The organism is Paenibacillus sp. FSL R5-0912, from assembly GCF_000758605.1.
Lineage (GTDB): Bacteria > Bacillota > Bacilli > Paenibacillales > Paenibacillaceae > Paenibacillus_AQ.
In genome coordinates, this window is the sequence record NZ_CP009282.1 from 2,983,042 (window position 1) to 2,999,504 (window position 16,463).

The 16,463-nt window shown below is 52.4% G+C and carries 10 protein-coding genes; 8 read left to right on the forward strand and 2 right to left on the reverse strand.

Annotated elements, in window-relative coordinates:
* Positions 1-39: 39 nt before the first annotated feature.
* The 3 genes from R50912_RS12430 to R50912_RS12440 all read left to right on the forward strand — a co-directional run bounded on the left by R50912_RS12430 (position 40) and on the right by R50912_RS12440 (position 4,707).
* The gene (locus R50912_RS12430; protein WP_042234001.1) at positions 40-1,335 is read left to right on the forward strand and encodes an IS110 family RNA-guided transposase; all 1,296 of its coding nucleotides are present in this window, start codon (positions 40-42) and stop codon (positions 1,333-1,335) included.
* Between the two features lie 403 nt (positions 1,336-1,738).
* Positions 1,739-3,169 (forward strand): glycoside hydrolase family 43 protein, encoded by a 1,431-nt coding sequence (locus R50912_RS12435; protein ID WP_042235182.1) that lies wholly within the window; start codon positions 1,739-1,741, stop codon positions 3,167-3,169.
* A gap of 23 nt (positions 3,170-3,192) precedes the next feature.
* Complete coding sequence (locus R50912_RS12440) at positions 3,193-4,707, forward strand: glycoside hydrolase family 43 protein (protein ID WP_042235184.1); 1,515 nt, start codon at positions 3,193-3,195, stop codon at positions 4,705-4,707.
* Here the strand turns inward: R50912_RS12440 and R50912_RS12445 are convergent.
* Entirely contained in the window at positions 4,704-5,594 is an 891-nt protein-coding gene (locus R50912_RS12445; RefSeq protein WP_042235185.1) for an AraC family transcriptional regulator, read from the reverse strand. The genes R50912_RS12440 and R50912_RS12445 overlap by 4 nt on opposite strands.
* A 125-nt stretch (positions 5,595-5,719) precedes the next feature.
* On the opposite strand from R50912_RS12445, the gene R50912_RS12450 reads away from it, so the two are divergent.
* Positions 5,720-7,702 carry a glycoside hydrolase family 31 protein gene (locus R50912_RS12450; protein WP_042235188.1) on the forward strand — a complete coding sequence of 661 codons (1,983 nt, stop codon included), beginning with the start codon at positions 5,720-5,722 and terminating at the stop codon, positions 7,700-7,702.
* 645 nt (positions 7,703-8,347) lie between these two features.
* Here the strand turns inward: R50912_RS12450 and R50912_RS12455 are convergent.
* Positions 8,348-9,139, reverse strand: a complete 792-nt coding sequence (locus R50912_RS12455) for a helix-turn-helix transcriptional regulator (RefSeq protein WP_042235190.1) — start codon at positions 9,137-9,139, stop codon at positions 8,348-8,350.
* 241 nt (positions 9,140-9,380) lie between these two features.
* On the opposite strand from R50912_RS12455, the gene R50912_RS12460 reads away from it, so the two are divergent.
* The 4 genes from R50912_RS12460 (at position 9,381) to R50912_RS12475 (ending at position 16,393) form a co-directional block, all read left to right on the forward strand.
* A complete protein-coding gene (locus tag R50912_RS12460) occupies positions 9,381-11,126 on the forward strand; it encodes a family 43 glycosylhydrolase (RefSeq protein ID WP_231637836.1) in 1,746 nt (581 codons plus the stop codon).
* A gap of 128 nt (positions 11,127-11,254) precedes the next feature.
* Entirely contained in the window at positions 11,255-12,820 is a 1,566-nt protein-coding gene (locus tag R50912_RS12465) for a response regulator transcription factor (RefSeq protein WP_042235194.1), read from the forward strand.
* An 18-nt stretch (positions 12,821-12,838) separates the two neighbouring features.
* A complete protein-coding gene (locus R50912_RS12470; protein WP_042235195.1) occupies positions 12,839-14,581 on the forward strand; it encodes a sensor histidine kinase in 1,743 nt (580 codons plus the stop codon).
* A 102-nt stretch (positions 14,582-14,683) separates the two neighbouring features.
* On the forward strand, positions 14,684-16,393 hold the full coding sequence (locus R50912_RS12475) for a type 2 periplasmic-binding domain-containing protein (RefSeq protein WP_042235197.1): 1,710 nt from the start codon (positions 14,684-14,686) through the stop codon (positions 16,391-16,393).
* Positions 16,394-16,463: the final 70 nt, after the last annotated feature.

Sequence of the window (16,463 nt, forward strand, 5' to 3'; positions counted from 1 at the left end):
TTCCGCCAAAGAACAATTCCAGCACAGGAGGCACTCAACATGAAGTATAAACAATCGAAGAAGCAGAATCAACGGATTACACGAATTTCCGACAAGACCCTTGTCGTAGGCGCAGACATTGCGAAAGAAACCCATGTGGCTCGCGCTATCGACTACCGGGGGATTGAACTCGGAAAGGATTGTGTGTTCTCAAATACCCGTACCGGACTGGAGCAACTGGTTCAGTGGATGAAGGAGCTTCAGCGGGAGCATGCCAAGAGCGACGTCCTCTTTGGCATTGAGCCTACCGGACACTATTGGTTTAACCTGGCCGAGTATTTGGGACAGCACGGCATTCCTTTGGTCATTGTCAATCCGCATCATGTACACAAAAGCAAAGAACTGGAAGATAACTCACCCACGAAAAACGACTATAAAGACGCTAAAGTCATTGCCGATTTAGTGCGGAATGGGAAATACAGCGAACCTAAATTGCCAACGCGTATCTACGCAGATCTGCGAATTCTCATGAATCTTCGGGAGAAGATCATGGTGAACCTCGGGCAGGTGCAAAGGCGGGTGCAGAACTGGCAGGATCGCTTTTTCCCGGAATACACTGAGGTGTTTAAAGACTGGGAAGGAAAAGCCTCGCTTATTACTCTAGACGAGTTTCCGACGCCGGGTGAGATCGTAGGACTCGGTGCAGAAGCCATCGCTCAGCGGTGGAAGAAAGACGTGAAACGAGCGGTGGGAACGAAGCGAGCCCAATTGCTGGTCGAGACGGCGAGAGGCTCTATCGGTCTGACCGAAGGTCTTCCTGCAGCAAAGATCGAGATTAAAACACTTCTGGAGCAGTATGACATGTTCGCCAGACAGCTTGAAGAGATTCTGTCCGAAGTAGAACGTCTACTAGGGCAAATTCCAGGCACGAAAGAGATGCTTACCGTGCCCGGTGTGGCTGTAGTGACGTTAGCGGGATTCCTGGCGGAAGTGGGCGATCTGAGTGGTTACGAGCATGGACAGCAGATTATTCGGCTGGCCGGACTGAATCTCAAAGAGAATAGTTCGGGAAAGAAAAAGGGCAAGTCCAGTATTACCAAACGTGGACGTGCAAAGCTGAGGGCCCTGCTGTTCCGGGCGGTCATGCCCATGGTAGCAAAGAACGCCGAATTCAAGGCACTGCACCAGTATTTTACGACACGAAGTCAGAATCCACTGAAGAAAAAGCAATCCCTTGTGGCGTTGTGCGGGAAACTTATTCGCGTGCTTCATACGCTCGGGACGAAGCACATTCCATACGATGCAAACAGCGTGTTAGGGCCGGTCCGTCAGGCCCAGCTACAGATGGCAGCCTAAGAAAAACCAAACTCATTTTGCTCATTGAAGTAGGTTTCACCAAAGACAAAAGAAGCACGGAGCAGCCGCAGGAACTAATTCCATAAGGGCAACGACCCTGTAAAGGAGCAAGAAACGGCGTCCACCTCTTGAGAGGCAGAACGAAGGAATGTAAGGGCAAAGACCCCGCGTGACATGGGAGGGTAAGCCGTCAAGAGACAGGTGTGGATATCCAAAGTGCGATCACAGGAACGATCCATGGGCTGGGGACAATCCCCCCAACCTCTATTCCCGCCACCGGCTCTGCAAGAAAATAATGTCATCCTTACATGACTTCTCCAACTCTCAACCTGTCCATGGCTGAAAACCTAAGAACGAGTGAGCAAACAAGAGAAAATATTAATTTATAGTGGGAGGGAATTAAATGACAACTCAGCTGAATCAGGCTACCGGAAAGGTACCGCCTAACGGTAATCCGCTTGTAGCACACAGATACGGAGCTGACCCTTACGCCCTGGTATTCGGGGACAGAGTCTATCTGTACATGACCAACGACGCGCTGGAATATGATGAGAGCGGCGTGGTGAAAGAGAACTCTTACAGCAGTATCAATACCATTACCGTTATCTCTTCCGCCGACCTGGTCAACTGGACCGATCATGGCGCGATTGCCGTGGCCGGACCGGAAGGCGCAGCGAAGTGGGCTACCCAGTCCTGGGCACCGGCAGCGGTTCATAAGGTGATTGGCGGTAAGGACAAGTTCTTCCTGTACTTCGCCAATAATGCCAGCGGAATTGGGGTTCTGTCGAGTGACAGTCCGGTGGGGCCATGGGTTGACCCTATCGGGGAAGCGCTGATTCTGCGTTCCACGCCCGGGGTTGAAGATGTGACCTGGCTGTTCGACCCGGCCGTTCTGGTCGATGACGACGGCAAGGGCTACATTTACTTCGGAGGCGGTGTCCCGGAAGGGCAGTTCGCAGAGCCGGGCACAGCCCGGGTGATGAGACTGGGTGAGGATATGACCAGCGTAGTGGGTACTGCCGAAGTGATTCCGGCCCCGTTCATGTTCGAGGATGCCGGGATTCATAAGCGGAACGGTGTCTACTACTATACTTACTGCTCGAACTTCTATGACGGTGAACGGCCGGAGGGCAGCCCTCCTGCGGGAGAGATCGCCTATATGACGAGTGACAGTCCCATGGGTCCCTGGACTTATCAGCGGACGATCCTGAAGAATCCGGGACATTTCTTCGGAGTTTCCGGGAACAACCACCATGCGGTATTTGAATTTCATGACAGCTGGTATATTGCTTATCACGCTCAGACCTTGTCCAAGGCCCAAGGGATTGCGAACGGCTACCGCTCCACGCATCTTAACCGCCTGACTCATACTGAGGACGGTTCCATTCAGGAGATTCAAGCTGACTATGAGGGCGTGCAGCAGCTTGGCACACTGAATCCGTATGAACGCATTCCGGCGGCAACGTTGGGCTGGAGCGCAGGGGTGAAGACAGCATTCCTCACTGCGGGAGGAGAGCAGGTTGTAACGGATATTGAGAATGGCGGCTGGATCGGATTATCCGGAGTGGACTTCGGGAGCCGGGGAGCAGAGACGTTCCTGGCTTCGGTTCTGGGTCTTGAAGCCGGTGGTGTACTGGAGCTGCATCTCGATGAACCGGCAGGCCCGCTTGCCGGCAAACTGTCCGTGCCTGCAGCGAACGGGGCAGAATGGACGGAGCTGAAGACGGAGGTTCATGGAGCTGTAGGAGTGCATTCACTCTATCTGGTATTCACGGGCGCGAGCGGCAAGGGCTTGTTCAAGCTGGCAGCTTGGCAATTCACGGCAGAAGCATAACTAACCTCAAGGGGGCTAATACATTGAATATCGCCACCATCACCAATCCTGTACTGTGGGCAGATGTCCCGGATGTGGATGTCATCCGGGTCGGCCCTGTGTTCTATATGGTCAGCACCAGTATGCACTCCATGCCGGGCTGTCCGATTATGAAGTCGGAGAATCTGTACGACTGGGAAATCGTGAATTATGTCTATGACACCTTCGAGGATCACGAGGCCCACCGGCTGGAAGACGGCCAAGGAATATATGGCAGCGGTTCTTGGGCGGCCTCCCTCCGTTATAAGGATGGGGTATACTATGTATGCTTCTCCTCCAATGATATGGACCAGTTCTATATCTACCGGACGGAAGACATCGAGCAGGGACCTTGGGAGCGTTCGGTCATTCCAGGACTCCATCATGACCCGGCTCTGCTGCTGGACGAAGATAACCGCAATTATGTGATCTATGGCAACGGGGACATCCGGATCAAGGAGCTGACAGCGGATCTGACGGCTGTGAAGCCCAGCGGAACGGATCTGCTGCTGCTGGAAGGCGAACGGGAAGACATCGGCCTGCGGATTGAAGGCTGTCATGCGCATAAGCGGAACGGCTATTATTATCTGTTCTTCATTGAATGGCCGAGAACCGGCAATCAGCGCAGACGCCAGCTATGCTACCGTTCCCGGGAGCTGCTGGGTCCTTACGAGTGGAGGGTTGTTCTGGATGATGATCTGGGCTACCAGAATAACGGTGTCGCGCAAGGCGGCATTATTGATACACCGGACGGAGACTGGTACGCAGTGCTGTTCCAGGATCATGGGGCTGTCGGGCGGATTCCCTGTGTCCTCCCTGTAAGCTGGGAGCAGGATTGGCCGGTGATCGGGGAGAATGGTGAAGCGCCTAAAGTGTTCCAGACGAAGCTACCTGCGGGTGAGCCGAAACCGCTGGTGATCAGCGATGAGTTCGAATACAGCAGCGACCGGCTGGCGCTGAACTGGCAGTGGAACCATAATCCTGACAACGGGCTATGGTCGCTCACCGAGCGGCCGGGTTATCTGCGGCTGCGCACCGGACGCACAGCAGACAGCATCCTGCGGGCGCGCAATACGCTGACCCAGCGGACGGAGGGTCCGGCATGCAGTGCGGAGACCCTGATTGACCTCTCAGGCATGCAGACCGGCGACAGGGCAGGGTTGGTTGCCCTGCAGAACGGGTACGGGACGGTCGAGGCTGCCGCCTTGGAGCAGGGCGGCTTCAGCGTGAGCATGTGCGTTAACAGCGGTGACGGCTTCCCGCAGACGGTGGAGAGTATTCCATTCACCGGCAACAGGATATATCTCAGAATCGATTTTAATTTCAAAGATGGCGTGGACCAGGCCCATTTCTTCTATTCGGCGGACGGGGCGGTCTGGAAGGCTATTGGCGGGACGCTTCATATGAAATATACGCTGGATCATTTCATGGGCTACCGGATGGGCTTGTTCAATTATGCAACCGGGTCATCCGGCGGTTATGCCGATTTCGATTATTTCCGTTATCGCAGGCAGGGCTAAGTCCGGGTCTTGAACCGGGTAGCATAAACGCTTGGAGTCATGGAAGTGTTCTGTTTGAATATTCGTCCGAAATACGTCAGGTTGGAGAATCCGACCCGGAAGGCCACCTCCTGAACCGGATACTGGTGAAGCTGAAGCAGCCGGCAGGCTTCGTATACCCGCAGCATGTTCACATATTCAATCAAGGTTTTTCCAGTGTTTTTCTTGAACAGGTGACAGAAATAGTTGGGGGTCACGCAGCAGATCCGGGCGGCTTCCTCCACAGTCAGTGGTTCATGGAAATGGTTGCTAAGATGAATCAGCAAAGGCTGAATGCCTGTCTCCTGACGGTCTTTTTTAGAAGGCGGTGCTTTGAATTCTGCCAAGGGATAAGCAAGACCCAGGGAAGAAAACAAGCCGCCTTTGATACATAATTCATAACCCGGGCTTTTGTTCTGATAGCTGTACACGATCTGTTCAATACATGCTCTTATCCGCCGGGTAACCGGCTGATCCGAACTATAAAAGGCGGGCAGCCGGATCTCGCCGGAGAGCAGTGGCCGGATGTGCTGAAGCTCGGTAAGATCTCTCATCCCGTTCAGCAGAGCTTCGTTATAGACGACTGCATACAGCTCGCTGCCCTCTTCTGTAGGATAGGCCGCATGGATCTGGGGCCGGCCGACAAAGGCCAGCTCCCCTTCCACAAGTTCTCTGGAACTAGGACCGACCTGCACCCGGAAGCTGCCCTTGGTAATTAGAATCCATTCGAGATGGTCGTGCCAATGAGGCGGAATGATGCTGCGGTCCGGAAAGCAGATATGAAACACATTGATGGGAAACAGGCCCTCGGGAATCTCCGTGTGCTCTTTTTTCCATGGATAAGGCTTGTCCTCGAAAGCTACACTCATCTTAATCCCTCCACAAAAACGTAATATCGTATGATAGATGCGTACTTTTATGTATAGTATCGCGGCTTCGCACTCTTTATAATGTGGTTGCAACCTTATTATAGAACTGTTGGAGGGATCACGCTATGTTTCGTGAAGAGAATGGCAGACTGATCAGAGAATATGACCATGAGAGAGTCTGGATAGAGCCTTGGGGAGAGCATTCGCTGCGTATCCGGGCTTCGTATTCAGAGATCACCGATGAACAGTGGGCGCTTCTGCCGGCAGAGCAGACCTCAAGCAAGATAACCATTACCCAAGAACGTTCGACCATCGTGAATGGGAATATCCGGGCGGAGATGACAGGCAAGGGCCAGATCTTCTTCTATAACCAGCATGGCAAGCTGTTGCTTAACGAAACGGAAGATACGTATCAGTTAAAATATGGCGGCAGAGAGCTTGCTGCCGTTCCCGGCAGCAGCGATTTCTCTGTGAAGCTACGGTTGGAAGCCGATCCGTTAGAGAAGCTGTACGGCATGGGGCAATACCAGCATTCCTTCCTGAATCTGAAGGGCTGTTCGCTGGAGCTGACTCACCGCAACAGCCAGATCAGTATTCCGTTTGTGCTGTCAAGCGCCGGTTACGGGTTCCTGTGGCATAATCCGGCCATCGGGCAGGCGCATTTCAGTCTGAATGTTACAGAATGGACCGCCCCGTCGTCCAAACAACTGGATTATTGGATCACTGCTGGGGATACGCCTGCCGAGATCGAGGAGGCGTATGCCAAGGCAACGGGAACCGTTCCGATGATGCCGGATTACGGTATGGGGTTCTGGCAATGCAAGCTCCGCTACCGCACGCAGGAGGAATTGCTGGAGGTGGCCAGAGAGCATAAACGGCGGAATCTGCCGATTGACGTTATCGTCATTGATTTCTTCCACTGGACGAATCAGGGAGACTGGAGATTTGATCCCGAATATTGGCCTGATCCTGAGGCTATGGTGCAGGAGCTTCAGGAGATGGGCATTGAGCTGATGGTCTCGGTATGGCCGACAGTGCAGACCGAGAGCGAGAATTATCAGGAGATGCTGGAGAAAGGGTATTTGCTCCGTTCGGACCGTGGGGTGCGGACACAATTTCAGTTTTTGGGCCAAAATGCTATCTTTGATGCGACCAACCCTGAAGCCCGCCAGTTCCTGTGGGGGCTGATCAAGCAGAATTATTATGATAAAGGGATCAAGGTATTCTGGCTGGATGAGGCGGAGCCGGAGCTGACCGTCTATGACCATGATATTTACCGTTATCATATCGGCTCCAGCAAGCAGATCGGAAATCTCTATCCGGTGAAATACAGCCAGACCTTCTATGACGGAATGGCCGCTGAGGGACAGGAGAATATCATCAATCTGGTGCGTACCGCCTGGGCAGGCAGCCAGCGCTACGGAGCGCTAGTATGGTCTGGAGATATCCACTCCAGCTTCAAGGTTCTGGCGATTCAGGTGAGGGCCGGTCTGAATATGGCCGTGGCCGGAATTCCCTGGTGGACCACGGACATCGGCGGCTTCCACGGCGGCAATCCGGCAGACGCTTCGTTCCGCGAGCTGATGGTGCGCTGGTTCCAGTATGGCGCGTTCTCTCCGGTCTTCCGGTTGCATGGAGACCGCCAGCCTTTTGTTCCGCCAACCGGTACGCGTGGCGGTGGCGTGTGCGGAAGCGGCTCGGATAATGAAGTGTGGAGCTACGGGGAAGAGGCCTATGCCATCTTCAAGGAATTCATGCAGATGAGAGAGCGGCTGAAGCCTTATATCCGTGGGCTCATGGAAGCTGCCCATGAGAAGGGTACACCTCCGATGCGTCCATTGTTCTATGATTTCCCTCAGGACCCGGCAGCCTGGGATGTCGAAGACCAATATATGTTCGGTCCTGATCTGCTGGTCGCCCCGGTGCTGAGTGAGGGTGAAAGAGCACGTAAGGTGTATCTGCCATCGGGATCACAGTGGACCCATGTCTATTCCGGCAATACGTTTGCCGGGGGACAGGCCATCATGACAGACGCCCCGCTGGAGCAGATTCCGCTGTTTATCCGTGATGATGCAGCGCTGCCGATTCTGGGTGCGGCTGAAGAATAAGGGAATTGGGTCAGGTCAAACAGAGCAGCGATTCTCCTGATTGGAGGAATCGTTGCTCTGTTTTTTGGTCATATGCGGCTTGTTCCAGTTGACTTGTACTTAAATGGATTATAGCGGCTAAAGTGAGGCAGGGAACGGCCTTGGTAGGAGTGGCTGCGCCTGTGGCCGTGGCCCGAGCCCGAGCCCAAGCTAGTTGGATATTCTCCACTTGCTAAGGAGCGGAGGAGCCTGTGCCGGATAGCAGATGGATAAACAGCACTTAATTTGCTATAAATCTGTCGGAGTTGAGAAATGCTTGAAATTAAATGACATTTATCCAATTAATTCCTCCAAATGCTGCGTAACATCCAAATTAAGATACGTTTATCCAATTAATGATGCTGAATGGATGCTCCCCGTGGATAGCTTGACAGCTAATGTATTCCGATGCCCCCTGTGACTGACAGCTAATGTATCCGGGAACGGTAATCTAACCTAATCTAAGTAAGGATGGATTCGCCTACAGTTGGAGTAAGGATGAATTCGCGTACAGTTGGAGTCTGTCCTCACACCCCCACCATCTAAGGCTCAATGTAGTTCACCTCCCAGTAAGGCTCAACCAGTTCACCTCCCGGGGAGCAACCTATTTACTTCCCAAGGAGCAACCTATTCCTCATCCCTGGGAAGCGGTTGTTTGGCAGCCAGCTTCTCGCGGTAGGCCCGGGGGGAGAATCCGGTAAGCTGCCGGAACTGGCGGCAGAAGTGCTCAACATTCGCATAGCCGCAGAGTGAGGCGATCTCCGCAATTTTGTGCTGGCCATAGCCGAGCCTCTCCTTGGCCAGCCGAATCCGGCAGTGAATGACATCCTCCATGCAGGAGATCCCGAAGGTGGATTTGTAGATGGTCTGCAGGTAGCCGGTGCTGATGTGCAGATGCGCGGCCATAGAGGACACGGTCCAGGGGTGGCCGGGGTTGCTGTACAGCGTCTTACGCAGATCCAGAAGGTTATAGTATTGCGGAGTCAGCTTGTCCTGGGACGCCTCGGACAGCTTATTGAACAAGAGCCGGAACAGGTAGTCAATGGATAGCTCCCGGTAATCGTTCTGGAAGGAGTTCTCCAGCGTCAGCAGCTGAAACAGCTGATGGCAATAGCCGGGGTCCGGCAACGAGAATGGAGTACCGACCGGTAAGACGGTCTCTGTAATATAAGATTCATCCGCATCAAAGCGGACCCAGTCATTCACATACTTCCGCGAGCAGGCGCGGTAATAGATGTTGTGCTTAGGCGGGTACAGGACAGCAGAGTGAGCGGGATACTCCTGCAGTTCTCCATTCACTTCAAACAGCGCCGGAGTTTGTGTCAGGACAAGAAGCCAGGCATCCAGCCCTTCCGGTATGCTGTACACGAAATCGTGCTGATGCGCAGCGTCATATTCAACGTAGTGTATTGAGGGCATTGGCTTCTCCTTTCTTCGGATAGATCAATTAATGGTCAGTAAATATCATTGTTAGAATTCCGGTGAATCTCTATAATTCATAGTGTATATTATGGGTGAAACTGAATTATGACAGTGGTGATTATATTACTGTTTATTAGAAATTATCAATTTGAAGGAAGGTTATTGATTAATGATACCACAACCAAACGAAGATCGGAAACAGATCCTTTGCTATACAAGGCTGCCGCAGGAGGATATAGTGTACGCTGCGAGACTTGCCCACAGCATGCATCTGGCTTATAGCGCGAACGGGGTTCAGTTTCAGGAACTGAATCATAACTCGGGTGTTCTGTTCGCCAAGGCGACAGAGAATGAAGACGGGACACTTCGGGCCAAGAGCCTGAAGAATCCGTACCTCTTCCATTTAGCCGACGGGAAATACGGCGTAATTGCCGTGCGTACGGAGGCAGACGGCGAAGCCGACGAACAGAGCAAGGGGAAGGTGCTGTTGTTCTCCTCCGCCGATCTGCTGCAATACAGCGAGGTCGGACTGCTGGAGCTTAAGGCCGATACTTTTGTAAGCGATGTCTCCTGCACATATGATCCGGACCGGAACGGTTACCTGATCAGTTGGATAGATGAGCAGGGTAAGGGCTATGAGAATTTCATCGCTGACCTCATGAGCCTTCAGAATGTCTCGGCACCGCAGGAAGCAGAGCCGTTCACTCTGGATACCGTGGTTGCTGATATCGAAGGGATGCTGCCGCGCAATGTGATCTCCGTCTCCGCAGAGATCGAGCGCAGACTCTACTGCAAGCTTACGGTTCCAGAGAATATTGCTGTCGTGGTACCGGACCGTGTGAGTGCGGCTTCGGTTGAGGAAGTGAAGGGTGTCCGGGCAACGGCTCTATACAGCGATGGTACACAGGCGTCCAAAAAAGTGAATTGGAATACGGACGCCATCGACTGGAGCCAGGCAGGAACCTACAGAATTTCCGGGGAGATTCATCAGGAGCATTATTCATTTCCAATCGCACTTGACCGTGCGGACCCGTGCATTGCACAATGGAAGGGGAAATATTATTTCATTGCCACCAATGATGCGGATCAGAATCATACACTGTATATGAGGGAAGCGGATACGATCCCCGGACTGGTAACGGCTGAAGAAGCGCTGATTCTCGATTCATCCACCTATGAACAGATCCGCGGTCTGCTATGGGCACCGGAATTCCATGTCATTGAAGATGAGCTGTATATTTTTCATGCGGCAACCTCTGGTGAATTCTTCTATGAAGAGTCGCATGTGATGAAGCTGCGGTCAGGCGGTCATCCGATGAATGCGGCGGACTGGTCGATGCCGGAGCGTGTGGTGAAGAAGGACGGCACGTATTTGTGCGAAGCGGGCAAGACGATTTCTCTGGATATGACGGTCATCCGCTGGAACGGGAAACTCTATGCGGCATGGTCAGAGCGCCAGTTCGTGCCTGTAGATCTGGGAGCCTGGGTCTATATTGCAACCATTGATCCGCAGGAGCCATGGAAGCTGACCAGTGATCCGGTGCTGCTGACCCGGCCCGATTATGGCTGGGCCAACAATCATACCTTCGTGGATGAAGGTCCGTTTGCCCTCTATGCGGATGACAAGCTCTACTTGACCTTTGCCAGCGCAGCGGTGGATGCCACCTATGTAGTCGGTCTGCTGACTGCAGATAAGGGGGCGGATCTGCTGGATATAGAGAGCTGGACCAAAGGCAATTATCCGCTGCTGACCTCCAGAAGTGTGCCGGGAGAATACGGGCCGGGCCATAATTCCTACGTGACGGACGAGGACGGGGTCATCTGGAATGCCTATCATGCCAGACCGGGAATAGACGGACCGCGAAGCTCCGGCCTGCGCCGGGTGCATTTTGACATTGACGGTGCTCCGGTTCTGGATCTCACAGAGGATAAGGACCTGAAGCCTGAACTGAAGCAGGTATCAATGGAAGTAATCGTAGGCTAGACTGTAGGTCTGGCTAACCGCATAAGCGTCTCCCTACAATCCAGGAACCCTTGACCCTTCACACAGGCCGGGGGTTCTTTTGTTTCGGAGTTGCCGGCAATCGACTTTAATGGAGGAGTGAATACGGAATGTACGGGATTATCATTGTTGACGATGAGCTGTTTGTCCGCAAGGGGTTGATCGAGATGATTGACTGGGAGGATAGCGGTTTCCAGATTATTGATGAGGCGGATAACGGGGAGGATGCGCTGGAGCTAATCCGCGCCAGACGGCCGCATCTGGTGATCACAGATATCCGCATGCCGATCCTGGACGGCATTGGGCTGATTGAGGCTGTGACGCAGGAGCAGCTCGGGACCGAATTTATTATTATCAGCGGGTATAATGATTTCCGCTATGCCCAGCAGGCTGTAAGGTACGGTGTACTCGATTATGTGCTGAAGCCGATTAACGAGCATGAGATTGTGAAAGCGCTTCATAAGTTCCGCGATGAATTCTCGGCTCAGCAGCAGGTCCAGGACCGGCTTCATCTTCATGAAGGGGAGCAGCGGATAGAAGCCCTGATCCGGGGGGAGCCCATGGACCAAGCGCTGGAGGCTTGGGAGCGGCAGTGGACAGAGGCGGGAGCGAGCCAGTTCACCTACGTCCTGCTGGAGGTCAACAATGTGTTTCCCTGGAGTGACAAGCCTGTGCCAGTGAAGGCGGAGCTGAAGGAAGCGATCCGGCAAGCGGTGCAGCATTTCACTTCAGAGGTTCCTATAGTGTATGAGCACCGACGGTCCTTCGGCTTCATTGTGCCTGATCACTATGTAGGGAAGCATGACGGTGAGCTGCGCAGCTTTCTCACGGATTGTCTGGGCCGGATCTACCGGCGGTTTCCATTGCAGTTCCAAGCGTATGCGGGCAGTCCGGTGAGCTCGCTTAAGGAGCTGAAGCAGTCTTATACTTCGGCCAAGGAGACTGTTGCGTACAAATATGTCCGGCCTGCTCAGCCCATTCTGCTGTTCTCGGATATTGCCGGCATCAAGCTGAACTATACCCATGCCAGCCATGAGGTATTCCGGACTTTAATAGAAGCGATTGAGGAGAATAAGACAGGGGAGCTGCTTGACGCTATCGGCAAGCTGTTTGCAGAATTTCAGGAGAAAATGGTCTCCCAGGAAGCGATAAAGGCGGTGGCCATTCAATGCGTCCATAGTGTACTGCACACCATCCGGAGCATGGAGGGCGATGAGAAGCAGCTGGTGAGCCTTGTGCCGATGATGAACTGGCATGATCATAACATTACTTTGCCGGAGCTGCGTTCCTTATTTGAAGCCTTTGCACTGGAAGCGGCAGAGTGGATACAAGGGCTGTACCAGAGCTACGGCAGCAGCGGGATGTACAGAATCAAGTCTTACGTGGATAAAAACTTCCATGAAAATCTGAATCTGAAACATATCGCGAACCAGTTTTATATGAATTCAGCCTATCTCGGCCAAGTGTTCAAAAAACAATATGGCATGTACTTCAATGACTATCTGCTCCAGCTGCGCATCACAGAAGCCAAAAAGCTGCTGCGGCAGACCGACCTGCGAATCTATGAAATTGCCGAGCAGGTAGGCTTCAAGAATGCCGATTATTTCGTAACCCAATTTGAGAAGCTGGAGCAGAGGACGCCTACAGAATATAGAAACCGGATGGGCAACCGTTAATGCCAGGGAGGGGCTTGTATGAAGCTGTTGAATAACATCCGGCTCAGGAACAAAATGTTCCTGGTGTATTTTCTCGGGATTATTGCTCCGATCATTCTGACGAATATCATCTTCTACAACATTATTACCGGAAATGTGAGGGAGCAGAGAATCAAGGACATCGACCTGGCCGTTGAGCAGATCAAAAATGAGTTCCGGCTGATGGTGGATCAGGCAGTGGGTTTATCCTCTTTTTTCTATGCGGATTACAAAACCAATGAGGTACTGAACCGTAATTTCACCCAGACTGAAGACTATGTGGAAGCCTATGATCTCTATTTGCGATCCACGCTGAACAACTATTCCCCGTTCTCCTCCTCGCTGCAGAACAAGACGATCTATGTGGATAATTCCACACTGCTGAATTCAGGGAATATCGGTATTCTGTCTAATGAGGTCCGGGGGACTGACTGGTATAAGCAATGGATGCAGGAAGCCTCCTCACAGCCGATGTTCGTCCGTATTGAGGACTCCGGCGGCCGCTTCCAATCGTTCTCTCTGCTCCGGCGGATGGATTATTTCGCAGACCGGATGGTCAAGGAGAAGCTGGTGAAGCTTGATTTCAAGACGATTGACCTCATCGAGGTGTTTGCCAATCTGAATGTGCAGGGCGATGTGTATCTGCTGAATCCGGAGGGCCAGATTGAATATACGACCAACCGGGCCGTGGATTGGCGGGGGACTGACAGGCAGCAGTATGCCTCGCTGAAGAAGGAGCATAACATTGATTTCGAGAAGGAATACGGCAGTATCAGCTATCTGTCCGGCTGGCGGATTATCGGGACCGTCAACGAGAATGAGATGTTCAAGGCGGCGCTGAAATCCCGCCATTTCATTCTGTGGTCTGCCTGTCTGATGATGATCATCCCCACCGTCATTATTCTGATTATTACCCGCTCGATCAACTTAAGGATTGTCGAGATCTTAAGGCACATGAAGAAGGTCAAGACACAGCAGTTCCAGATGATCATGCACGGGGAGTCCCGCGACGAAATCGGCCAGCTGACCCTGGAATTCAACAGTATGATTATGCAGATTAAGGCCTTGATTAACGATGTATATCTCACGGAAATTCAGAAGAAATCCCTGGAGCTGGAACGGCGGAAGGCGCAGCTTAATGCTCTGCAGAGCCAGATTAACCCCCACTTTCTGTTCAACGCGCTGGAAACGATACGGATGCGCAGCCTGCTCAAGCATGAGAACGAGACGGCCAAAATCATCCAAAGCATGGCGATGATCCTGCGCAGCTCGCTGACCTGGAATAAGGAATGGGTGAGCGTGGAGGAGGAGCTTGGGTTTATTATGTGTTTTCTGGATATCCAGAAATACCGCTTCGAAGATAAGCTGAGCTACCATATCGATGTGCAGCCTGAAGCCTACGCCTGCTTGGTTCCGAAGATGGTGTTCCTCCCCTTTGTGGAGAACGCCAGCATTCATGGTATCGAGCCGCTGAAGAAGGGCGGAGACATTGAGCTCCGCATCCGGGTGGAGCGGGATGAGGTTGTTTTTCAAGTGGAGGACAACGGGATTGGCATGAGCAGCGAACAGGTGGAGACGCTGTACGGATACCTCAATATGGAGGGGATTATCGGCGAACGCATCGGGATACAGAATGTAATCTACCGGGTCACCATGCTGTATGGCGGGCGAGCAGCCTTCCATGTGGACAGCAGGCCGGGTGAAGGGACGCGGATTGAGCTGAGAATTCCAGCAAATCCATAGTTTTCAAAGAAGAAGCCATAATTTTACGGGTAACGTAGAAATGAAAACGCTTTTATACTAAAGAAGCACTAAATTATGAATACAAAAGGGGGAATAAAAGTAATGGGCAAAACCAAGAGAATATGGCTTCTCGCTCTTACTGCAGTCGTCTCATTATCTATGGTGACCGCTTGCTCGGGGACCAATAATGCCAAGAAGAATACGGGAACAACGGAACCGACAAGCGCTGCAACTACAGAGGCCGAACCCAAGCAGGATAAAGTAACGTTCAAAATCTTCAACGGGGTGGCCGGCTCGAAGGATGGAAATACCAACGAAACGACCATCGGTAAGCTGCTGGAGGAACAGACCGGTGTGAATTTCAAGCTGGAGTTCGTAGTGGGGGATCTCAATACCAAGATTGGAACCATGATTGCTGCCAACGATTACCCGGATGTGCTGATCCCGGATGCCGCTATAGAGGAAGTACTGAATGCAGGCGCGTTTATCCCGCTTGATGAGCTGATTGAACAATATGGTCCGAATATTAAGCGTGTGTATGGCAAATCGCTGAATCAAATGCGGTCCAATGACGGCAAAATCTATTTCCTGCCGATTGCCGCCCAGGTGAACGACTTTATTCCTGAACCGGAAGCGGGAGCGGGATTCTGGGTCCAGCGCCGTGTGCTGGAGGAAGCCGGTTATCCGAAGATCACAACGCTGGATCAATATATTGAGCTGATCAAAAATTACCGTGAAAAGCATAAGGATGAAAATCTGACAGGCCTGGTGTCCCTTACGCATGACTGGAGATTCTTCGCCACCTCCAACCCGCCGATGCACCTGATGGGCTATCCGAATGACGGGAACGTTACGGTGGATACAAGCACCTGGGAGGCCAAAACCTATGCTGGCTCAGAGGCCACCAAGAAATGGCTGAAGGTGCTGAATGATCTCAATGCGAACGGCTTGTTCGATAAGGCATCCTTTGTAGATAACTATGATCAATACATTGCGAAATTGACCTCCCACAAGGTGCTTGGCTTCTTCGATTACCGCTGGCAGGTGGACAATGCGCTGAATGTGCTGAAGGATGCGGCCAGAAAAGATCCTGAGCTGGACGGCTACAAGTACTTCCCGCTGCCGGTTACCTTCGAGGAGGGCACACCGGATGCTTACCTTGATCCTCCGGGCGGACTCGTAACCAACCGCGGAATCGGCATTACAGTCAGTGCCAAAGATCCGGTTAGAATCATCCAGTTCTTCGACAATATGCTGACCGAAGAGAATCAGACCCTCATGTCCTGGGGAATCAAGGGCGAGACGTATGAAGTGAATGAAGAAGGCCGCTACCACCGGACACAGGAGCAGATTGACAAGATTGACGAAGCCTTCAGAGAGAGCTTTGGCTTCAAATACTTCAGCTGGAACTGGCCGATGTATAATACGACCTCTACCCTGGCTAACGGAAATGCCAAGAATGTCGCCAGCCAGCCGGAAGTGTTCCAAATGACGCTGACGGACAAAGACAAAGCTATTCTGGACAAATACGGCGTTCAGACCTACAGCCAATTGTTCGCTGAACCGGTTCCCCGTCCTTACTTCCCGGCTTGGGGCTTCGCCAAGGAGCAGAATTCACCGGAACAGCTCTGGGAAGCGAGCAAGGATGAACTGACGAAGAAGTTCTTCCCTAAGCTGGTGCTAACTACTCCGGATAAATTCGAGACTGTCTGGGAGGACTATATGAAGGAATTCGGCAAGCTCGACACTGCCGGTTACGAGAAATGGACTACCGAACAAGTCAAAGCGAAGGTTGAACTGGCGAACGAGTAGTCAGGAAGACGGGGGAAGGCCAGACTGCATCAGCTAGGCTGGTCTTTCCGGTTGCTTGGACTGCACGATG